Raw genomic sequence first — 21,469 nt, forward strand, 5'->3', positions numbered from 1 at the left:
CCCTAATATAATAACTATTAAGGAGTTAATGGAACAATTTTTTAATCTTATCTTTAAAATATCCAATCCTTAAACATCATGAAAAATATAAAATCATTAAGTACCCTATTGTTCCTTTTACTTATTCTAGTGATGCCCGCCAACGGGCAAACCGGTAACAATGCAGCACCAAGTGTAACCATATCGGGAATTGATAAGGCAAGGTTAAACCGATATGACGATTTTCTTAAAAAGGAAATAAGCGAAAAGAGAATTCCAGGTGCCGTTTCCTATATCATGAGAAGGGGCGAAATAGTGCACGAAGCCGCTTATGGGTTTAGTAGTATGTCAGATAGGACCCCTATTCAACAGGATCAGCTGTTCCATATCATGTCCATGACAAAGCCCATTGTAACTGTAGCGTTTATGATGTTATATGAAGAAGGATATTTCCTGCTTACAGATCCGGTTTCCAAATATTTACCGCAGTTCAAGGATTTGAAGGTAGCCAAGGATTTGGATCAAGGGACAAATGGTGAAACCGAACCGGCCAATACTGAAATTACAATTGCGCAACTATTGACCCACACTGCTGGATTTTCACATGGCCTAGGACGTACCAAATTGGACAACGAGATTGCAGAAGCACTTTATGCCGAACCACATAAGGATATAGAAAGTAGGGTAAATGCCATGATAAAATTGCCTTTGATAGGGCACCCAGGTAATCAATGGAATTACAGTGCATCCCCAGATGTCCTGGCCCTACTTATTGAACATTTCTCGGGTATGACCACTGCCGAATTTTTAAAAGAAAGGATATTCGATCCCTTGGAAATGAAAGATACCGGGTATAACGTATCCAAAGAGAACAAGGGGAGATGGATGCCTGTTCATAATTTGGACGAGCAAGGCAACCTTATAAATTCCATAACCCAATTGCCCACAGATGGCAATACCATTTATGGTGGTACGCACGGCCTTTTTTCAAGTGCCTCCGATTATATGAAATTTTGCCAAATGCTTCTCAATAAAGGGCAATATAAGGATAAACATCTACTTAGTCCCAAAACCGTGGATATCATGACCATGAACCAAGTGGGAGACCTTTACAAAGCCCCTGGACAAGGTTTCGGACTAGGATTTGGTGTTACCACAGATCTAGCTGCAGGCAAAACATTGGGGTCCGTAGGTCAATACTATTGGAGCGGTGCCTACTGCACCTATTTTTTTATAGACCCAAAAGAAGAACTCATAGTAATCCTAATGAGTCAGTTACAACCTTACAACAATTACTATGGGGATAAAATGAGACAAATGGTTTACCAATCGCTCATTACAAAATACTAATTAACGCATTAATCAAAAACGCTATGCCTTTTACTGGGTGACCGTATTGGACATCCAACCTACATCCTCTCCGATAAAGTGTCACCAAGGTTTTACCAAGGCTTAGTAGCTTAAAGACTATATTATCTCGACAATTATTTAAATACAACGCCAAATAAGGTGATATTTTACCATTGGCGTACAACCAATGTTCCCGGTCGAAAATTATTTGTCAAGAACCATAAAAATTTTAATTTAAACCTTTAATTTTATGACATTGAAAAAGATCACTTATTTATTCCTTACTCTGGCGTACCTTGGTTATGGCCAAAAATCCCCTGCCTTTCAAAACGAGGTAAAGGCCATACAGAAGAAATATGAATCCATTTGGGACTCCTCCAAAGAAACCGTTGTATTTACAGGTAGTTCGAGTATCAGAATGTGGAAAAGCTTGGAATCCATGTTCCCCAATCACCAAATTATCAACTCTGGTTTTGGGGGGTCTCAATCCTCGGACCTCATCCGCTACTACAATGAGCTCATATTACAATATAATCCTAAAAAGGTATTTATCTATGAGGGTGATAATGATATTGCTTCCAAGAAAAAGACCAAAGATATAATAGACAACACCCGTGAAATCATTAATAAGATAAGGGAAAGAAACAATGCAACCCAAGTGGTCATAATAGCTGCCAAACCAAGTTTGGCCAGATGGAAGCTAAAAAGAAAATATATGAGATTAAATAGGGCGTTCGAAAAATTATGTAGAGGGGACAGTACCTTACAGTTCGCCAATGTGTGGGATGTGATGATGGATGGAAAACAGGTAAGAAAGGATATCTTTATAAATGACGGACTTCATATGAACAGTAAAGGGTACGACCTTTGGTTCTCCGTCATCAAACCTTATATGAATTGATCCCAAGGGCAGTAATAAGCAAATAATACTAATACAATCCGACTAAATGAAAAATTCAATTCTTTTTAAATCACTGGTAGTACTCACAGTTTTTACTGCCCTCGTTGCATGTCAACAGGAAAAAAAGAAGGTAATCAATTTTCCAACAACAGATCTGACTGCGGAAAATTTTGTTCCAAAACCGCTAAAAATAATCCCTACCAATAGTGCTTTTGGGTTGGATAAAAATACCATCATCTATACCTCCCAAAATGCCACGGGCTTCCCTGAGGTGGGCGAATTCCTATCGGAAAAAATAAAATGGCAAACCGATTTGGAATTGGCCGTAAATGCTTCTGACAATACCAGTGCAGAACGGATTATATTTATCAACCAATCCGACAGTACTGCTTTTTCATCCAAAGAGGGTTACGCCTTGCACATTACCCAGGATTCCATTATCCTTAATGCAAAAACGGCCGAAGGCGCCTTTAGGGGAGTACAGACCATAAGACAAATAATTCCGGAGACCAGTAACGATACCCTTTCCGAAACTAAAATGTGGTTGATTCCCACCGGTAAAATCATAGATAATCCGAATTTTGAATACAGGGGGTCCATGTTGGATGTGGCCAGGCATTTCTTTAGTGTAGAGGATGTAAAAAAGTATATTGATATCCTGGCATATTACAAAATTAATATCCTACACCTACACCTTGCGGATGACCAAGGCTGGAGGATAGAAATTAAATCATGGCCCAAACTTACCGAAATAGGCGGTAGTTCTGAAGTGGGTGGCGGGCCAGGTGGCTTTTACACCCAAGAGGAATATCAAGATATTGTGGCTTATGCCGCCAAACATTTTATAACCATAGTTCCTGAAATAGATATGCCAGGACATACCAATGCAGCTTCGGTTTCCTATCCCATACTAAATGGAAATGGAAAAACGCCAAAAATTTATACGGGTACCGAAGTTGGGTTTAGCACCTTTGACACGCGCAAGGATACTGTTTATGCCTTTATAGATGATGTTGTAAGGGAAATATCGGCCATAACTCCCGGCCCATATTTTCATGCTGGCGGAGACGAAAGTCATGTTACCAAGAAAAAGGATTTCATCCATTTTGTTTCCAAAGTGGACAAAATTGTAAAAAAATACGGCAAAAAAATGATCGGTTGGGATGAAATTGTGCATGCTGATATTGATACCAGCGCCATTGCCCAATTTTGGGCCAACGAAGAAAATGCCAAACTGGCTGTGGAAAAAGGATTAAAAATAATATTATCCCCAGGAAAAAAGGCGTATTTGGATATGCAATATGACACCCTATCCAAACACGGACTTCATTGGGCAGGCTATATTCCCGTGGATACAGGATATATTTGGACACCTGAAAGATATGTTAAGGGAATCAATAAGGAAAATATTCTGGGTGTTGAAGCTCCATTATGGTCCGAGACCATAAGCAATATGGAGGAATTGGAGTACTTGGCATTTCCTAGGATGATAGGATATTCAGAACTTAGCTGGAGCGTTGAAGAAAACAGAAATTGGGAAAATTACAAAGTAAGGTTGGGCAATCAGGCTCCGTATTTGGACAAAATGAATGTAAAATACTACCCGTCCGAGCTCATTGATTGGAAAAAAAGTAAGTACACCTACAAAACTATTGATAAGGACTAATAATTCATTAAGCAGTAGTATGGGCCATGATCCATATATTTAATATATTGTAAGGCCCTAATTATCAGACTTTACCTGTTTAGCTATTTAACCAAATTTAAATACTGAACACATGAAAGCCTTTATTTTAATGATCACCCTTATTTTGGGACAATTGTGCTATCCCAACAATGAGAACGATTCCATACCCAAAGCGGAGGTTGCTACCACCATGCAAAGCGTTACCATAAATGGCAATACCATTTATTTAACCGCTAAGGCAGGCACTTTTGAGTTAAAGGATGAAACCAACAAACCCATTGCCTTAATGGGTTTTACCTATTACACTAGGGATTCCAAAAGAGGATTGGCAACACAAAGACGGCCAATAGTCTTTGCCTTTAACGGTGGCCCGGGTTCCTCGTCTTTTTGGCTGCATATGGGAATTTTGGGACCCAAAAGAATTGTGGTGGACGACCCTAAATCTACCCCAGCTGCGCCCTATAAAATCGTAAACAACAATTACTCTATCTTGGATATTGCAGATCTTGTAATGATAGATCCCGTAGGTACCGGTCTAAGCATACCTATAGGAAAAGCCAAGTACAAGGACTTTTGGGGAGTAGACCAGGATATCAGGAGTCTCTCCCTGTTCATAACACAATTCCTAATCCATAACGATCGTATGAACAGTCCCAAATTTCTTTTGGGGGAAAGCTATGGTACCTTTAGAAATGCAGGTTTAATGAACACCCTGTTAAACCAAGGGGTGGCCATGAACGGAGTTATTATGGTATCGGCTGTTTTCGATCTACGGACACTTCTCTTTCCACCAAATGACGACCTACCATATATAGTTCATTTTCCTACTTATGCCGCCACGGCGTGGTACCATAATAAAATAACCGACAAACCGGAAAATATATTTGAGTTCCTAAAGACCGTCAGATCCTTTACTGAAAATGAATACACCCCTGCCCTATTTAAAGGAGATCAAATATCCGAAAATGAAAAAGCCAACATTGCCTCCAAGTTAGCGTACTACACTGGTACAGATACCGATTACTGGCTAAAAGCAGATCTAAAGGTAACTGCTTCTGAATTTTTTGCTGAATTTTTAAGGGACCAAGGCGAGATTGTAGGAAGGTTGGATTCTCGCTTTACTGGAATCAACGAAGATCCCCTTGCCCAAGAAGGAAGCCATGACCCCCAAAGTTTGGCCATTTCCCCCGCCTACATTAGTGGGTTTCTGGATTATTTTTATGGCGACCTAAAAGTAAATAAAAATTTGCTATACTCCATAACAGCAGGGAGAAGGGATGGATTTAAATGGGATTGGACGCATAAAGGAAATACAAGATGGGGCGCCACGGCGGCAATTAATACTGGTATTGACATGGCCACAGCCCTATCCAGAGACCCGAACATGAAGGTTCTTATCCTAAACGGTATATACGACCTAGCTACGGTTTTTTATGGAGTGGAACATAGCATTAATCATTTGGGCCTTAAAAAGGAAATCAAGGAAAATATTACCATGGAATATTATGAAGCGGGACATATGATGTACACCCACAAACCATCCATGGAAAAATTCAAGAAAGACGTCTCCCAATTTATACTAAACACATCAAAATAAATAGCAAAAGGTCGACCAAATAAACGAAGCCAAATTAAAATTTATTGGGCTTACTATTTGGTCGACCAAGTCTTATTTCCATTCAAAATCACCGGATTCAATGGACCAATCGTTTCCAAAGAATCCAGCGCATTTTACCGCAGAAGTACCTAACTCCAAAACAGTTGCATCAAAAAGCATAAAATCTGGGAATGTTGTGCCGTTCACCAAATAATGGTTGGCATAGGCGGCTTTCATACCCTCCAATCCCGTAGCAGTTATGACACCTACACTGGCCAAATCACTATCTGTTCTTGGCACTATAAAATATAGCCCCCAATTACTTCCGGACAGACTTCTATCTCCAAATTTCATATTATTGTTGGACACTTGGACCGGACTATTTTTCAATAATTTATCCCAAGCAGAATTGTTGGATCTATTACCGTAAATTACCACGTTGCGATTGGGATAGTCTCTTGGGGAGAAATTGGTATCCGCCACCATTTCAATGTTTCCATTTGCCTTGTACCAGAAGGTATCTGCATCAAATCTTGCCTTATTGTAATACCAATCATTCTCTTCTTTGGAACCATTTGTAGCATATACAAATACCACATCATTTCTAAAGGCATCTTTAAACCCTCCGCTTCTATGAGGACCTTTTTCCTCTAATGAAGGTTTATTCACAATATTCCAATCCCCATCCTTTTCCCTAAAGTAGATATTTTCCTTTGATGTTATACCAATCTCCTTTCCGTTAAGTTCAATTCTCTGGATATCCCCGGGCAATTGCGTAAAATCTACTTCCAACAAAGACACATTTTTGGTCTCTATTTTAAAAGTGGTATCCCAGGAAAAATCAAATGAACTTACTTCAAAAGGTATTTGTTGCTGATGAATGGTAATAAAATGCGAAGTTGCAGAAACCCCAGGAGACCCCGTACTGAACTCCAGTTTTTTTATATCCTGTACCTCGGGAATCGTTCGTTGTTTAAACAGATTAAAAATGGGTTCCCAATCTACACTATGGTCCCCGTACCAATGCGTGCCCCCTGGGTACTCATAATAGGTGAAATCCGGATGAAATTTCCCCAATCGCTCCCTCATATCGCGCGCTAAACTGGTAGGTACAACGTTATCTTTTTCACCGTGCAACACATATACCCCGTGATGCAGATAATTTCGAATCAACTTTAAGGTTCTGCTTGGCGTTCCCGCTCTTTCTACAATATTTTCAACCGCAGTAGGGACATATTCGGCCGTCATACGTTCAAACATTTTAGGGCTGATTCCATAGCGCATTCTCTGTTCTTCGGTCATTTCTAAAAGTCTTTCAGACCTGTTGCCACGGTAAAGCAACAAATCTGGGTATCCGGCACATGGCGCAATAGCGGCAAAATGGTCCGGGTAAGTTGCCCCCAAATACCATGTTCCATGCCCTCCCATGGAATGTCCTGTTAAATAAATTTTGCTATTGTCCGGTTTAAAAATTTTCTTACTATCCGCCAACACTTCCAAGGCATCCAATCTTCCCCAATCTTCCCAAGCAAACCCGTAAGGTCTCCTATTAGTAGGCGCAACAAGGTTACCCCAATCTTTTTGCTTGTAGGCGTTAGCTTGATTTACCGCCTCTACAGAAGCTCCGTGTACCGAAAGGAAAAGTGCTGCGCCATCGCTATGGCCATTTTTATCAGGTGCCACACTGTAATACTGTACACTTTTATCTATATCACTTATAAAAGTTCTCTTATGATGTTTGTTTTTCGATTTCACATTTAAAGCAAGGGTCTCGGTAGAAACCTGCTGCCCGTTACTTTGTATCAAAACTAAATCTACATTCACCTTTGCGAGAGAGGTATCCAAGGTGGACGAGGGAATGGAAAAAGGAATTTTATAGACCGTAAAAGGTGGAATATCGTTTATTTTGGTAGTACGCTCCCTATCATTGACCTTGGCCACAATGGCATACTTCCTGATCCACTTATCAGAAGCATTTACAACCCTTATAGCGGCCTTATAATCCATATCCTCCCCTATTAAAAGATCGGGAACAGTTACATCTCGGGTAGTAAATTGAACCTCGGATTTAGGCTCCAATAATCGTGCCCGAACCCTTGGAAAACGACCTACCTTTAAAACAAAAACATTAATCCCCTTTTTCAACTTTAAAGGGATAAGGTTCCAGCCAAAATCGTAATGGTCACCTTCATAAGGGTAACCATTAATGGAAGCCAAAGAATGCCCGGAAGCTTCAAACAAGACCGTTTTTTCCGATCCCGATTTGTAGGTAAGGTAAATATAGCCCGACCTAAGGTCTCTCCCTGAAAAGCTATTGGAACTATCCACCTTTATGGCGTTCCATTTTAATTCCCTTCCAAAGAAATCTATATCGAAAACTTCACCCTCCTTGACCTGGGTATTCGGTTCCATTAGAAATTTATCAAAAACGGGATCTACTGGAAAGGATGACGATTCAAATCCGAAACTTGGAATGGACAAAGCCAAGGCCTTATTAAATACATGGATTACTTTTCCTTCATGAATATCCTCTACTTTTTCCTTACCAAAATACTCTACTATATTTCCGGTACGTTGCTGCCCGATAAGTACAAAGGGAAGGACAAGGAGAATTACAAAAACTACTGCACTTTTTTTATAAAATTTAGCCATGACAAAACTGATTAAGGAATTAAAATATTAATTTCCATAATTAGTAGTCCGCTGCCCAACAATTTAGACCAATAACAAAAGCCTGAAGCTAAATGGAGAATAATTTTGCCATAGAGGTGATGGCTACCCTAATTTATTAGAAGGGAAACCAACATTTGGGTACAAAAAAAACCTTCGTAAACGAAGGTTTTAATGTTGTATATAGGTCAAATCTATTTTGTTTCCTTAGATGCCTCTTCTTTTTCCTCCTCGTCCGCAAACTCTGTAATACCATGCTCATGTAGTAAATTATACCATTGAATGATCTTTTTAATATCGCTGGCATAAACCCTATCCTCATCATAATTGGGTAGCACTTCAAACAAATATTCCTCCAATTTTATCTTATCCTCTTTATGGCTCACTGCTGTTTTACCACCATCTTCCTTTTCCTTGATCTTTTCAAACACTTCTTTTAAAGGTACTTCCTCTTCCAAAGTATAGATCGCAATCTCCGACAAGACACTAACATTGTTCTTAAAACTTACGGTAACTTTTTTTCCATCCAATAAAGATTCGGCTACAAAACCAGTTCGCGTTTGCGTCAATAATTTAAAAAGTCCCGGCTTACCTGCAATCGATAATATTTTATTTAAACCCATCTGTTATTTTTGTTTCAGCGGCAAATATGCTACTTTTTGTTTATAATAGAAATAGTTTTAACGTGCTTTTTTCATGTTGGGAAATCGCATTCTATATTCCACCTTAATCTTTCCCTTGGAAATGTTGGCCAGCCTTCCTTTTAGAAGGCGTTTTTTTAAGGAAGATAATTTATCGGTAAACAAAATACCTTCTATATGGTCATATTCATGTTGGATTACCCTGGCCAATAGACCACCATAGGTTTCCTTATAGGATTTAAAATTCTCATCCATATAGGATATGGTAATGGTACCTTTTCTGGAGACATCTTCCCGTACATCTGGAATACTAAGACAGCCTTCGTTAAAAGCCCATTCTGTTCCAGATTCTTCCTCTATACGTGCATTAATAAAAACTTTCCTAAACCCTTTTAATGCATTTTGTTCCTCTTCCGTGAGCTCTTCGTCATCCGCAAATGGTGCGGTATCCACAAGGAACAGCCTAATGGGCAGCCCAATTTGGGGTGCGGCCAAACCCACACCATTGGCATTGTACATCGTGTCCCACATATTGGCCAACAATTCTTCAAATCTTGGAAAATCCTTGTCTATATCATCCGCCACTTTCCTAAGTACCGGGTCTCCATAAGCAACTATAGGTAATATCATACTATTGTTTTCTATTTAAATACGCCTGAAGGATTATAGTGGCGCTAATTTCATCGACTAAGGCCTTATCCCTTCTTTGTTTTTTATTAAGGCCACTATCTATCATGGTCTGAAATGCCATTTTAGAAGTAAAGCGCTCGTCTTGGCGCTCTACCGGTATCTTTGGAAAAACACCATCCAAAGTCCTTAAAAAGGGTTTGATCAATTCCTCGGATTCGGAGGGAAGATTGTTCATTTGTTTTGGTTCACCGATCACAAATTTTTCTACCTTCTCCTCTTGAACATACTTCCTTAGAAAATTCAAAAGTTCCTTGGTGTCAACAGTAGTCAGGCCAGAAGCTATTATTTGCAACTCGTCCGTAACGGCAATTCCCGTCCGAACCTTTCCATAATCCAATGCTACAATCCTTCCCACTTGTATTTTTTGCAAAAATAAGGGATAAATTGTTATAAGTGCAAAAACAAAAGGTTAATTACCTACTAGCCCTTATATTTGCTAAAATTTGAATTATTAAAGATGAAAGAACTAAGAAAAGCAATAGAAACTGCTTGGGAAAATCGAGATTTACTTAAAGAAATTCCAACTCAGACCGCCATAAGGGAAGTCATAGATCTTTTGGATATTGGTAAACTGCGCTGTGCTGAACCTACCACTGACGGATGGCAGATCAATGAATGGGTAAAAAAAGCTGTGGTACTATATTTTCCGATTCAAAAAATGGAAACTTTGGAAGCAGGTATTTTTGAATATCACGATAAAATGCCTCTTAAAAGAGGGTACGCCGAAAAAGGTATTCGTGTTGTTCCCAATGCAGTTGCCAGACACGGATCTTATATTTCCGCAGGTACAATTTTAATGCCCAGTTATGTCAATATCGGCGCCTATGTGGATGAAGGCACCATGGTGGATACATGGGCTACAGTTGGTAGCTGTGCCCAAATTGGAAAAAATGTCCATCTAAGTGGTGGTGTAGGAATTGGCGGAGTCCTGGAGCCGCTCCAGGCAGCACCCGTTATCATTGAGGACAATGCATTTATTGGATCCAGATGTATTGTGGTAGAAGGTGTACGTGTAGAAAAAGAAGCGGTATTGGGTGCCAACGTGGTACTTACCGGCTCAACAAAAATTATAGATGTTACTGGAGATACACCTGTTGAGCGAAAAGGATTGGTGCCAGCAAGATCTGTTGTTATCCCCGGAAGTTATACCAAAAAATTTCCGGCTGGCGATTATCAGGTGCCCTGTGCCTTGATCATTGGTACCCGAAAGGAGAGTACCAACAAAAAAACATCCCTAAATGATGCCCTAAGGGAATACGACGTAGCAGTCTAAAGTTAAAAATTAATCTATTCCTGTTGATGTTTGGAACACCTTAGTTACTGAAAAGGATATGGATATCGATCTAAACTTAATACTGTAAACTTATCCCAATCCTAGAATCATCCTAACAAATGCCAACAAACAGGAATGTTTTACCAATGGAATTGTACATATGCCTTATCGGGTTTTTAGTTTGGAACATAATTTCAACTAGACCGATAAGGCATATTACCATAAAATGTTAAACGATTTTCATTTAAAACCTACTGAGGTTGTTTATTTTGTAAATAATTCAGAAGCCTAAAATTCTGCCTCCTCTGTTAACAAAATAACCTTTCCTTACAATGAGGATGGGAGTTTGGACGGCCTCCACAGTCTCCTAAAAAATAATTTGGATTAAACCTTTGTAATCATGGCATATAACATAACCCTTGAAGGAAAAAATAAAGTTATTGCCGAAAGAATGCTCAAGAATGTGGCTATCCTTTTTGACCGTTGTAATATTGCTTACTGGATAGAAGGAGGTACCTTATTGGGCATAAAGAGGGAAAACAGACTACTGCCTTGGGATAACGACGTGGATATGTCCATTAATCAGGACCAATTGGATAAGTTGGATCATTTTTACGCAGAGTTAAAAAAAGCGGGTTATAGGGTAAGAACAAGGTGCTTCAATGAGACCACCGAGTTTTTTGTTAAAGGCAATATTCGAATGTTAAAAATAAGGGAAAAGCGATTTTTTGGAATGATCAAAGGGGCAGTTTGCCTAGATGTTTTTATTAAATATCAACATGGGGAGAACAGTTATTGGGAAATAGATAATAAAACAAAGTTTGTCCCAAGCAAGTTCTACAGCACTTTTGCGTCTATTGCATTTAAAGATTTCAACTATAAAATCCCAGCCCGGACCGATGAATATCTAACCTATAGATATGGAGATTGGCAAAAACAGGTTAAGACTTGGGATACTTCCAAAGATGACAATGCCATTGCCTAAACGACCTGAGGTTGCAATTGTAATGTTTCCTTTAAGATAGTACTACTTACATTTTCCGTATAGGCCACGTATTCAACGGGACATGTGGTTTTTGGAAATCTGCCTTTCCAATCGTCCCCAACGGAAATGGCATCTATACCATATTCATCCACTATGCGCTGCTTATCTTTATCTGACTGGGGAATAACTTCATCCACATAATTTATTGCCTTGACCAGTTTTATCCTTTCCTCAAAAGGAATAATAGGCAGTCTCCCTTTTTCCTTCAAAATAAGTTCATCTGTAGAAACACCTACAATTAAATGCCCGCACATCTGTTTGGACCTTTTGAGAATGTTGAGATGCCCAAAATGAAAAATATCAAAACATCCCGAGGTATACATTTTATTGTATTTTTTGGTCTGTTTACTATGTTTTACTTTTATTTCAAGGGTCATGCCCTTTTTAAGTTTTATGATGAAATTTTGATTGTTAAAAAAAATATCGATGTTTTTGACAATCTCCAACATCTCGCAAAGGGCATCATCAAATTCACATTTACAACTTATATACAATTTCACCTTATCGTCTGGATCCGAGACAAAATTCCAGTTAGGGTACTTGGAAGTTAATATATGTAGATAAGCCTCAGTCATATTGGAAGGATACAATTGTTAGTATATATTGCGTAAAGGTAGTAAACGCCAACAGAGATAATTTATTATGCCCAATTTTTATATAAAGCCTTGGTCATTCCCTTTATTTATGAGGTTATCATAAATAATACCATAATAAATTATCGACCCCACTATACTCTTTGGCCAAACCCTTGTCCATTCCATATATGAAAAACCCTATAAACCAAAGTAATACCCATAATTAAAGAGCCTTTTGGAACTCCTCATTGGAAAAACTACTTGACATTTCATATACTATTATCCAATTTTTATTGTTATGTATTAAATAATATCGATATATATTTTAGTGAATTCAACGCAACTATTTCTATTAAAACTATCTAATAAGTGATAAAATTTTCAATTGCATGATAGACCAAAGTGAAAAAATATCGGCTTTAATAATCACTTATAACGAAATAGGATATATTGAAAAATGTATCGATTCCATAGAATTCGCAGATGAAATTATAGTCGTGGATTCGTATAGCACCGATGGTACCTACGAGTATCTCCTTAGTCATCCCAAGGTTAGGGTTATTCAACATGAATTTGAAAATTATACGGCCCAAAAATCCTTTGCCCTAAAACAAGCTTCACATGATTGGGTTCTTTTCTTGGATGCGGATGAAGTAGTTACGGACCAGTTGAGAAATGAAATAAAATCTAAGGCAAAAAAAGATGCTGAACATTGTGCATATTGGTTCTACCGTAAATTTATGTTCAAAAACAGTCGCCTGCGCTTTAGCGGGTGGCAAACCGATAAGAACTACCGGCTTTTTAGAAAAAGTAAAGCTCAATTTTGCAAAAACAAAATAGTTCATGAGACCCTTATTGTACAAGGTACCTCCGGAATATTGAAACAGAAGTTATTGCACTTTTGTTTCAAGAATTACGAGGATTATAAATTTAAAATGCTAAGATATGGGCGTTTAAAAGCCAAGGAGGCCCATCAAAAAAACAAGAAGTTTAATTATCTTTTGTTAGTTTTTAAGCCTTTTTGGAAGTTTTTTAACCACTACATAATTAGATTGGGAATACTTGATGGAAAAAAAGGGATTACCATCTGCTATTTAAATGCCTTGGGGGATTTTGAAAGGTACAAGGAACTAAAACGTTTGGGTAAAAAAGAAAAAATGGCTTATTTTTTGGTCAAATCATAATTGTATCCGATTTACCTCACGGTAATTTTTCCTTAGGCCAACATTCATATCATTCTATACTACATACCCCATTGAGGACCTAGCTCCTTATTAAATGCTTCGGATTTTTGAGATCCTGCATGTGCTTAAATCTTTCCTTCTTATAAAGTATATGCACTAACATTGAAGGCTAATCAAGACTTCCTACTCTTGACCATAAAAAATTATAAACCATTATTTACATATCTTTGCCCTCTCCCTTAACCTTATATTAGATTAAGGATCAAAAAAACTTAGGACCTGTCCAGCTCTTGACTGGTCACTTAATAAATTATAAAACTCATGAAAATTGTCATTTTAGCAGCGGGTATTGGATCAAGACTTGGAAACCCATTTCCTAAACCTCTGACCCCACTAAAAAATGGAAAATGTATCATGGAGATGCAGGTCAACAATTTGGAAGAAACCTTTGACATAGACGATATTAACGTTGTTGTTGGTTTTAAAAAAGACCTAATCATGGAACGCTTTCCGGAACTCACCTATATATACAACCCATTTTTTGATCAGACCAATACCTCCAAAAGTCTTTTAAAAGCCCTAAGAAAAAACAGGGACAAATCCGTGCTTTGGCTAAATGGCGATGTTGTTTTTGACATAAGTCTCCTATCCGTCCTAATACCCTATATCAATAAAAATCAGTCATTCGTAGCCGTAAACACCAGTAAGGTGGCAGATGAAGAGGTAAAGTACACATTAAAGGATAATTATATTGATAAATTGTCCAAAACGGTAAGGAATGGACTTGGTGAAGCTGTGGGCATTAACTTCATTGCTACCAAGGACATAAAAAGTTTTATCACTAGACTTGAGGAATGTGATGACAATGATTATTTTGAAAGGGGTTTGGAACTGGCCATAGAAAAAGATGACCTTAAAATTAGTGCTGTGGACATTTCCGATTACAATTGTATGGAAGTTGATTTTAAGGAAGATTTGGAAAATGCCAATACCCTTTTTCGCAAATGAAAGTAATTTTATTTTGCCAAAATGCATATGCCTTTGGCATCCTTGCCCCCATCCGGGATGTACTTCAGGAACAGGGACACGACTTTCTTTGGTATATTTCTGGGAAACTCTTGGATAATTTTCCATATAAAAATGAGGATTACACCCTTAGTACTTTAGACTTACAATTGTATAAAAGCGATGCCATTTATGTGCCCGGAAACGAAGTACCCTATTATATCCGGGGACTAAAAGTCCAAGTTTTCCATGGACTTGCAGGTGAAAAAAAAGGACATTTTAGGATACGGCACTACTTTGACCTTTATCTTACACAAGGCCCATATTTCACTGATAAATTCAATGAGCTTAAAAAAGTGCACAACAATTTTGATGTGATTGAGACAGGGTGGCCAAAATTGGATGTATACAGCACGGAAAAAAATAAATATGATTTTGAAAAAAAGGCCATCCTGCAGCAGTTCAACACGGATAAAATTGTTCTTTACGCCCCTACCTTCTCCCCTAGCCTAACTTCTGCACCATATCTATTAAAGGAAATAAGAAACCTTGCCGAAACTACGGGATATGTAATCTTCGTAAAGTTCCATGACCTCATGGACCAAAAATGGATCAACGCTTATAAAAGACTTTCCATAGAAGTTAACAATGTTATTTTTAAGGAAGACAAAAACATTATAAAATCGCTCCTACAGGCCGATATATTGGTTAGCGACACCTCATCCGTAATATACGAATTCATTCTCTTGAACAAACCGGTAATATCCTTCAAGAATATTGCCGAAAAGGTGTTGTGGGACAACTCCAAAACTTACAGTGGTCTTACCGAGAAAGTTTTGGACAATTTTCATTTGGATCCCCACGCTGCGGAAAGAGCATACATAAATATGCAATTTCACCCATATCAAGATGGAAAGTCCGCGCTTCGCATGGTAAATGCGGTTAAAGAATATATTGAAATCCATGGAGTGCCGGAAGAAAGAAAACTATCCCTAGCAAGAAGGCTTAAAATTAATTCCATGTTCGGAAAACCAACCAAGAATCCCTTTGTTGGTAAAAAAATAAATAAAATCTCCGCCCTTCTCATTACCTACAATGAGAATATCCATATCAATGCGGTTTTGGAAAATGTAAAATTTGCAGACGAGATTATCGTAGTGGATTCCTTTAGCACGGATGGCACAATAGAAAAAATCAAGGAGCATCCTGAGGTGAAATTAATCCAGCGGCCATTTGTAAATTATACAGACCAAAAATCCTACGCCTTGGAGCAGGCAACCAATGATTGGGTACTTTTCCTTGATGCGGATGAACGAGTTCCGGATCGGCTGAGAAATGAAATCTTGGAAACCGTAAATTCCTCGAATTCAACAGCAGATGCCTATTATTTTTATCGCACCTTTATGTTCAAAAATAAGGTTTTACGCTTTAGTGGTTGGCAAAGGGATAAAAATTATAGACTGTTCAAAAAAAGTAAGGTTCATTTTACTCAGGATAGGATAGTACACGAAACTTTGGTTGTGAACGGACAGTCTGAGGTACTTAAAAACAAACTCGTCCATTACTCCTACAAGGATTATGAAGACTACAAGGGCAAAATGATAAAGTATGGACAAATGAAGGCGGCAGAGGAACTTAAAAAGAATTATGACCCCAACTTTTACCACTTTGTATTCCGCCCATTTTACAAATTTTTCAATCATTATATACTAAGATTCGGAATACTCGATGGAAAAAAAGGGGTAATCATATGTTATCTTAACGCATTGGGAGTGTATTCCCGATACAAGGAACTAAAGAGATTAAGAAATTTAAGACACTAAAGTGCTATGAAAGATTTGCTTTCCGAGGTAAACAAATGCCATGATATACTCGCTAAAGGAGGCCTCATATTATACCCTACCGATACGGTTTGGGGAATTGGCTGTGATGCCACAAACGCAGTAGCGGTAGAAAAAATTTATAAACTTAAGCAACGATCCAATTCCAAGACTATGATCTGTTTGGTGGCCAATGATTTTATGCTGGAACAGCACGTTGAAAAAGTACCGGAACTGGCTTTTGACATTATAGATCTTGCCACCAAGCCCACCACCATTGTCTATGAATCCCCTAAAGGGGTGGCGGCAAATTTAATCGCCAATGACAATACTTTGGCCATTAGGGTAGCTAAAGATCAATTTTGCCAGTATCTAATTAAGAAATTTAAGAAACCTATCGTATCTACCTCTGCAAATATAGCTGGACAACCAACCCCCACCGGATTTAAAGAAATAGCTGAAGAGATTTTAAAAGGTGTGGACTATGTAGTAAATTTGGACCGCGATAAAATTAACAGTACCCCATCTTCCATTATTATGCTCGGTAATGATGGTACCGTAAAAGTGATCCGAGAATAAGAATGACGAATAGAAACCACGAAGAGGCCTTAAAAAACCCAATATTTTCTACCATTTCAGATGCCGCCCAGGAACTTTCATTAGATTCATATGTCATTGGAGGCTTTGTAAGGGATTATCTGTTGCAAAAGGGAACCCCAAAAGATATTGATATCGTCGCTATTGGTAGTGGAATAGAATTGGCCAAATTGGTTGCGAAGAAATTACCGGGGAGTTCGGAGGTAAGTATTTTTAAAAATTTTGGAACTGCAATGATCAAATTTCAGGATACTGAAATTGAATTTGTAGGGGCAAGAAAAGAAAGTTACCACCGGGACAGTAGAAAACCAGTGGTTGAAAACGGGAGTTTGGAAGATGATCAAAAAAGGCGCGATTTTACCATCAATGCTCTGGCCATTTCACTCAATGCCAAAGATTATGGGCAACTTTTAGATCCCTTTGACGGCATTGGGGATTTAAAAAGACAATTGATCAGAACTCCATTGGACCCTGATATTACTTATTCCGACGATCCTTTGCGCATGATGCGCGCCATAAGGTTTGCCACACAGTTAAACTTTATGATTCATCCTGAATCGTTACAGGCCATTGTAGACAACAAGGAAAGAATAAAAATTATTTCCAATGAACGCATCGTGGACGAATTGCATAAAATTTTGGCCAGTAACAAACCTTCCATTGGATTCTCCTTGCTGCACGAAACCGGTCTATTACCATTTATAATGCCGGAACTGGTGGCCTTGGAAGGCATTGAGGAAATAGAAGGGCAACGGCACAAGGACAATTTTTGGCACACCCTGGAAGTAGTGGATAATATTTCCGAAAATACGGATAATGTCTGGCTGCGCTGGGCTGCCCTTTTGCACGATATTGGCAAGGCACCAACCAAAAAATTCGATAAAAAAATTGGGTGGACCTTCCATGCACACGAATTTGTAGGATCCAAAATGGTCTACAAACTTTTTAAGCGTCTTAGGTTGCCCTTGAACGAAAAAATGAAATTTGTTCAGAAAATGGTGCTTATGAGTTCCAGGCCCATTGTCCTTTCGGAGGATTTCGTAACCGACTCTGCCGTACGAAGGCTCATTTTTGATGCCGGCGAGCATGTTGAAGATTTAATGACCCTATGTGAGGCCGATATAACCACCAAAAACCCTAAAAAACAAAAAAGGTATAGGAACAATTTTAAAATTGTCCGTCAAAAAATTGAAGAGGTCGAAGAAAGGGACCACATAAGAAATTTTCAACCCCCCATTAGTGGGGAAGAAATTATGGAAACCTTCAACCTAAAACCATCCAAGGAAATAGGCATGATCAAGGAAGCCATTAAAGAAGCTATTCTGGAAGGTGATATTCCCAACGAATACCATGCCGCCTATACCCTAATGTTAAAAAAAGGAAAGGAAATGGGGCTCAAATCGGAATAAACCTACTCGGCTTTTGAGTACTATAACAAGATTCCTATTCCACTATCTATACGGATATAAACGTCAGAACATGTCTTGGATTCCCCAACCAAGGGTCGGGATAATTGATCAGTGCCTTGGTAAAAAGAAGAGTTACATAGCGCAAGGCAATTTCAGGTGTCTTCAAAATTTGGGACAGGGATCTTACTAAATAATTACCCAGGGCCTTAGCGGTTTTTTTAAGAAAAGAGTGGTAATTTTGCAGGACTCTTTTCAAACATCCAAATGCAAAAAAAATTTACAAAAATCGCCAAGATCAGTCTAGTTTTGGTCTACTTGGTAATTGTGGCCGGTGCAGTGGTAAGAATGACAGGTAGTGGCATGGGATGCCCGGATTGGCCCAAGTGTTTCGGTTATTATATACCCCCTACGGATATTGCTGAATTGCAATGGCAGCCTGAAAGGGAATTCAAAAAAGGTCAGGTTATCATTATAGATGAAGCCTTGTGGGTAGCAAAAGAAAACTTTAGCTCCTCCTCAACCTATGACGCCAAGAATTGGGCTCCTTACACCAAACATGACTACGCTATTTTTAATCCTTTTCATACATGGACCGAGTTCATCAATAGGCTATTTGGCGCATTGGCCGGTCTGGGCACCCTAATAATGGCCATAGCCTCCTTTGGTTATTGGAAAAAACAAAAATCTATAACCTTACTTTCATGGGTCGTAGTCTTCGCTATGGGTTTCCAAGCATGGTTAGGCGCAACCGTTGTTTATTCTGTTTTGGCCCCGGCTAAAATAACTATCCATATGGTCATGGCCCTATTTATCGTAGCTCTTATCCTATACTTGATCGAAGCCACGAGCAATACGAGCAATTCTTTAAAACCCGACAAAATAACTAGAAACCTCATCATCTTTGTTCTTATTACCACATTGGTACAAGTGGTATTGGGCACCCAAGTAAGACAGTTTGTAGATGTACAAACCGACCTTTATGGTGAAGATGCCCCCAACCTATGGCTCATTAATGCAACCTTATCATTTTACATCCACCGTTCGTTTTCTATAATCGTGGTCCTTTTGAACTTGGCCCTTGCCATAAGAATCTATAATTTAAACCTTGGTTACTCTAAAATTAATTGGGTATTGGCCATATTACTTCTGGAGGTAATTTCCGGGATGGCCATGTACTATCTGGATTTTCCTTTTGCCTCCCAGCCATTACATCTTGTGTTTGCTTCGGTTTTATTTGGTTTTCAATTCTATTTGGTTTTGGAAGCTCTAAATGCTTTTAAAACCATGAAAACTTTGTAACTTTGCCACCACAAAAAAAGTACCCAATGATATATAAAATAAGGATAATTTTAGATGCAGAGGAAGATATTTTTAGGGATATAGAAATAGAGGACAGCAATTCCATGGAAGACCTTCACAACGCCATTACCCAAGCCTTTGGCTTTTTGGGAAATGAAATGGCCTCCTTTTACACCTGCGATGAGGAGTGGAGACAAGATGAGGAAATTGCCTTATTTGACATGAGTGAAAATGGCTCAGATGTACGTTTGATGAATGAGATTCAATTGCAGGATATACTTACAGAGCATTCTCCCAAGCTTATTTATGTATACGACTTTTTAAGTATGTGGACCTTCTTCGTTGAATTGGCGGACATCGTGGAAAAAGAAGATGCACAGACCTATCCCAATACGCTTTTCAGTTTTGGCGAAATACCGGACTCCCCACCTGAAAAAAAGTTTGAAGCGGATGAAAATGAATTCGATTTTGACAATACCCTTGACAATTACGAGGATTTGGATTTTGATGAAAACTGGAACTAATAATTCCAATTGCGGCAAATTAAATGTAGTATCACGTTAGTATTGGTCAAAGTCAGAAATTGATCAAATTAAAGCTTCAGCAGAACTTTAATCACAAAATAACCCTTAAACATTTTTCATTATCCATGATCAACTTATACCCTACCCAAATTGAAACTATTTCCATACATCGTGTGGGAAACAAAAATAAGAGTGAAGGTATCTTTCTATCGGAAGAACCGTTTTCACTTAATGATGAAACTACGGGACTTTTAAAGGAATATTTCTTTAAACCGTTTAGGGAAAAGGAGGAGAATTACTATTATTTTTCGCATGAATCCGATGTTGAATTTAACGAGGTGTACAAGATCGTTTCCGATATTTTTGATGACCCCGGTAGCCTTCACGCCAATTCAACAAAAATAGCGACCCATTTATTCGACCAGTCCAACCATCCACACATCAAAAGTGGAGAGGTGTACGTTGCCTATCTTACAGATCTAATGTTGGACAATGTAAAGGTGAATGCTGTGGGCATATTCAAAAGTGAGCTTAAACACGATTTCCTGCAATTTCAGGAAAAAGGAAATAGCTTGGATATTTTGGTGCAGCAGGGCATCAATATCAATAAATTGGACAAGGGCTGCCTTATTTTCAATAGCGATAAGGAAGAAGGCTACAAAGTTCTTTCAGTGGACAGCAATCGCTACGATACCAAATACTGGTTGGAAAATTTTCTAGGGGTAGAAGCCTTATCCGATGATAACTTTAAGACAAAAAACTATTTAAAATTCTGCCAGAACTTTGCCAAGGATGTGGTTTTGCCTGCGGAGGACAAACAACAAGAAGTGTTGTTTATGAACAGGGCCGTGAATCATTTTGCCAAGAACGACTCTTTTGAAGAGACAAATTTCTTGAACGAGGTTATGGAGAACCCAGAATTGATACCAGAATTTAAGCACTATAAAGTAGAAAAAGGGCCTAAGTACAGTATTGAGGATGTCTCCACTTTTGACATTGCCAACAAAGCGGTTTCCGACGCCAGAAAGAAAATTAAGAACGTCATTAACCTGGACACCAATATCCAGATAAAGCTTGATTTTATCAATCCGGAATCGGCCCAAAAATTTGTGGAAAAAGGATGGGACGAGGAGCGTCAAATGTACTACTACCTGGTCTACTTCAATAAGGAACAGAAAAGTTAGAAATATCCATACGCTAACTGGTCCATGTATTAAATGGAT

The 21,469-nt window shown here is 38.6% G+C and carries 19 protein-coding genes; 14 read left to right on the forward strand and 5 right to left on the reverse strand.

Annotated features, from left to right (window positions below; genetic code table 11):
- Positions 1–78: 78 nt before the first annotated feature.
- The 4 genes from B9Y87_RS05805 (at position 79) to B9Y87_RS05820 (ending at position 5,514) form a co-directional block, all read left to right on the forward strand.
- Entirely contained in the window at positions 79–1,329 is a 1,251-nt protein-coding gene (locus tag B9Y87_RS05805; RefSeq protein WP_176225597.1) for a serine hydrolase domain-containing protein, read from the forward strand.
- A gap of 250 nt (positions 1,330–1,579) precedes the next feature.
- Positions 1,580–2,230 (forward strand): GDSL-type esterase/lipase family protein, encoded by a 651-nt coding sequence (locus B9Y87_RS05810; RefSeq protein ID WP_085497091.1) that lies wholly within the window; start codon positions 1,580–1,582, stop codon positions 2,228–2,230.
- A 46-nt stretch (positions 2,231–2,276) separates the two neighbouring features.
- Positions 2,277–3,896 (forward strand): family 20 glycosylhydrolase, encoded by a 1,620-nt coding sequence (locus tag B9Y87_RS05815; RefSeq protein WP_085497093.1) that lies wholly within the window; start codon positions 2,277–2,279, stop codon positions 3,894–3,896.
- 112 nt (positions 3,897–4,008) lie between these two features.
- Positions 4,009–5,514, forward strand: coding sequence for a S10 family peptidase (locus B9Y87_RS05820; protein WP_085497095.1), 1,506 nt, complete (start codon positions 4,009–4,011; stop codon positions 5,512–5,514).
- Between the two features lie 72 nt (positions 5,515–5,586).
- Here B9Y87_RS05820 and B9Y87_RS05825 read toward each other — a convergent pair whose 3' ends face one another.
- From B9Y87_RS05825 to ruvX, 4 genes are all read right to left on the reverse strand, one after another.
- Positions 5,587–8,166, reverse strand: a complete 2,580-nt coding sequence (locus B9Y87_RS05825; protein WP_085497096.1) for a carboxylesterase family protein — start codon at positions 8,164–8,166, stop codon at positions 5,587–5,589.
- Between the two features lie 212 nt (positions 8,167–8,378).
- The gene (locus B9Y87_RS05830) at positions 8,379–8,807 is read right to left on the reverse strand and encodes a DUF5606 family protein (RefSeq protein WP_085497098.1); all 429 of its coding nucleotides are present in this window, start codon (positions 8,805–8,807) and stop codon (positions 8,379–8,381) included.
- Between the two features lie 57 nt (positions 8,808–8,864).
- The gene (def, locus tag B9Y87_RS05835) at positions 8,865–9,455 is read right to left on the reverse strand and encodes a peptide deformylase (protein ID WP_085497100.1); all 591 of its coding nucleotides are present in this window, start codon (positions 9,453–9,455) and stop codon (positions 8,865–8,867) included.
- A 1-nt stretch (position 9,456) separates the two neighbouring features.
- Entirely contained in the window at positions 9,457–9,870 is a 414-nt protein-coding gene (ruvX, locus tag B9Y87_RS05840) for a Holliday junction resolvase RuvX (RefSeq protein WP_085497554.1), read from the reverse strand.
- Between the two features lie 102 nt (positions 9,871–9,972).
- On the opposite strand from ruvX, the gene B9Y87_RS05845 reads away from it, so the two are divergent.
- Both B9Y87_RS05845 and B9Y87_RS05850 read left to right on the forward strand, forming a co-directional pair.
- A complete protein-coding gene (locus B9Y87_RS05845) occupies positions 9,973–10,788 on the forward strand; it encodes a 2,3,4,5-tetrahydropyridine-2,6-dicarboxylate N-succinyltransferase (protein ID WP_085497102.1) in 816 nt (271 codons plus the stop codon).
- A 400-nt stretch (positions 10,789–11,188) separates the two neighbouring features.
- The gene (locus tag B9Y87_RS05850; RefSeq protein ID WP_085497103.1) at positions 11,189–11,773 is read left to right on the forward strand and encodes a LicD family protein; all 585 of its coding nucleotides are present in this window, start codon (positions 11,189–11,191) and stop codon (positions 11,771–11,773) included.
- Here B9Y87_RS05850 and B9Y87_RS05855 read toward each other — a convergent pair.
- Positions 11,770–12,408, reverse strand: coding sequence for an FAD synthase family protein (locus B9Y87_RS05855; RefSeq protein ID WP_217807489.1), 639 nt, complete (start codon positions 12,406–12,408; stop codon positions 11,770–11,772). The genes B9Y87_RS05850 and B9Y87_RS05855 overlap by 4 nt on opposite strands.
- 389 nt (positions 12,409–12,797) lie before the next feature.
- Here B9Y87_RS05855 and B9Y87_RS05860 point away from each other — a divergent pair, with 389 nt between their 5' ends.
- From B9Y87_RS05860 to B9Y87_RS05900, 8 genes are all read left to right on the forward strand, one after another.
- Positions 12,798–13,592: a glycosyltransferase family 2 protein gene (locus B9Y87_RS05860; RefSeq protein ID WP_085497105.1), complete on the forward strand. Its 795-nt coding sequence runs from the start codon at positions 12,798–12,800 to the stop codon at positions 13,590–13,592.
- A 321-nt stretch (positions 13,593–13,913) separates the two neighbouring features.
- Positions 13,914–14,600: a phosphocholine cytidylyltransferase family protein gene (locus B9Y87_RS05865; RefSeq protein ID WP_085497106.1), complete on the forward strand. Its 687-nt coding sequence runs from the start codon at positions 13,914–13,916 to the stop codon at positions 14,598–14,600.
- Positions 14,597–16,420, forward strand: coding sequence for a CDP-glycerol glycerophosphotransferase family protein (locus tag B9Y87_RS22350; RefSeq protein WP_085497108.1), 1,824 nt, complete (start codon positions 14,597–14,599; stop codon positions 16,418–16,420). The genes B9Y87_RS05865 and B9Y87_RS22350 overlap by 4 nt, the downstream gene beginning before the upstream one ends.
- A 6-nt stretch (positions 16,421–16,426) precedes the next feature.
- Positions 16,427–16,996, forward strand: coding sequence for an L-threonylcarbamoyladenylate synthase (locus B9Y87_RS05875; RefSeq protein ID WP_085497109.1), 570 nt, complete (start codon positions 16,427–16,429; stop codon positions 16,994–16,996).
- A gap of 2 nt (positions 16,997–16,998) precedes the next feature.
- Complete coding sequence (locus tag B9Y87_RS05880; protein ID WP_085497111.1) at positions 16,999–18,423, forward strand: CCA tRNA nucleotidyltransferase; 1,425 nt, start codon at positions 16,999–17,001, stop codon at positions 18,421–18,423.
- Between the two features lie 264 nt (positions 18,424–18,687).
- Positions 18,688–19,722 carry a COX15/CtaA family protein gene (locus tag B9Y87_RS05890; RefSeq protein ID WP_085497115.1) on the forward strand — a complete coding sequence of 345 codons (1,035 nt, stop codon included), beginning with the start codon at positions 18,688–18,690 and terminating at the stop codon, positions 19,720–19,722.
- 26 nt (positions 19,723–19,748) lie between these two features.
- On the forward strand, positions 19,749–20,246 hold the full coding sequence (locus tag B9Y87_RS05895; protein ID WP_085497118.1) for an IS1096 element passenger TnpR family protein: 498 nt from the start codon (positions 19,749–19,751) through the stop codon (positions 20,244–20,246).
- Positions 20,247–20,371: 125 nt separating this feature from the next.
- Positions 20,372–21,430 carry a nucleoid-associated protein gene (locus B9Y87_RS05900; RefSeq protein ID WP_085497120.1) on the forward strand — a complete coding sequence of 353 codons (1,059 nt, stop codon included), beginning with the start codon at positions 20,372–20,374 and terminating at the stop codon, positions 21,428–21,430.
- The last annotated feature ends 39 nt before the right edge of the window (positions 21,431–21,469 follow it).

Source organism: Arenibacter troitsensis, from assembly GCF_900177645.1.
Lineage (GTDB): Bacteria > Bacteroidota > Bacteroidia > Flavobacteriales > Flavobacteriaceae > Arenibacter > Arenibacter troitsensis.

Coding starts and splice junctions, on each gene's coding strand:
- B9Y87_RS05805 (WP_176225597.1), top strand. CDS start 79: ATGAAAAATATAAAATCATTAAGTACCCTATTGTTCCTTTTACTTATT.
- B9Y87_RS05810 (WP_085497091.1), top strand. CDS start 1,580: ATGACATTGAAAAAGATCACTTATTTATTCCTTACTCTGGCGTACCTT.
- B9Y87_RS05815 (WP_085497093.1), top strand. CDS start 2,277: ATGAAAAATTCAATTCTTTTTAAATCACTGGTAGTACTCACAGTTTTT.
- B9Y87_RS05820 (WP_085497095.1), top strand. CDS start 4,009: ATGAAAGCCTTTATTTTAATGATCACCCTTATTTTGGGACAATTGTGC.
- B9Y87_RS05825 (WP_085497096.1), bottom strand. CDS start 8,166: ATGGCTAAATTTTATAAAAAAAGTGCAGTAGTTTTTGTAATTCTCCTT.
- B9Y87_RS05830 (WP_085497098.1), bottom strand. CDS start 8,807: ATGGGTTTAAATAAAATATTATCGATTGCAGGTAAGCCGGGACTTTTT.
- def (WP_085497100.1), bottom strand. CDS start 9,455: ATGATATTACCTATAGTTGCTTATGGAGACCCGGTACTTAGGAAAGTG.
- B9Y87_RS05845 (WP_085497102.1), top strand. CDS start 9,973: ATGAAAGAACTAAGAAAAGCAATAGAAACTGCTTGGGAAAATCGAGAT.
- B9Y87_RS05850 (WP_085497103.1), top strand. CDS start 11,189: ATGGCATATAACATAACCCTTGAAGGAAAAAATAAAGTTATTGCCGAA.
- B9Y87_RS05855 (WP_217807489.1), bottom strand. CDS start 12,408: ATGACTGAGGCTTATCTACATATATTAACTTCCAAGTACCCTAACTGG.
- B9Y87_RS05860 (WP_085497105.1), top strand. CDS start 12,798: ATGATAGACCAAAGTGAAAAAATATCGGCTTTAATAATCACTTATAAC.
- B9Y87_RS05865 (WP_085497106.1), top strand. CDS start 13,914: ATGAAAATTGTCATTTTAGCAGCGGGTATTGGATCAAGACTTGGAAAC.
- B9Y87_RS22350 (WP_085497108.1), top strand. CDS start 14,597: ATGAAAGTAATTTTATTTTGCCAAAATGCATATGCCTTTGGCATCCTT.
- B9Y87_RS05875 (WP_085497109.1), top strand. CDS start 16,427: ATGAAAGATTTGCTTTCCGAGGTAAACAAATGCCATGATATACTCGCT.
- B9Y87_RS05880 (WP_085497111.1), top strand. CDS start 16,999: ATGACGAATAGAAACCACGAAGAGGCCTTAAAAAACCCAATATTTTCT.
- B9Y87_RS05890 (WP_085497115.1), top strand. CDS start 18,688: ATGCAAAAAAAATTTACAAAAATCGCCAAGATCAGTCTAGTTTTGGTC.
- B9Y87_RS05895 (WP_085497118.1), top strand. CDS start 19,749: ATGATATATAAAATAAGGATAATTTTAGATGCAGAGGAAGATATTTTT.
- B9Y87_RS05900 (WP_085497120.1), top strand. CDS start 20,372: ATGATCAACTTATACCCTACCCAAATTGAAACTATTTCCATACATCGT.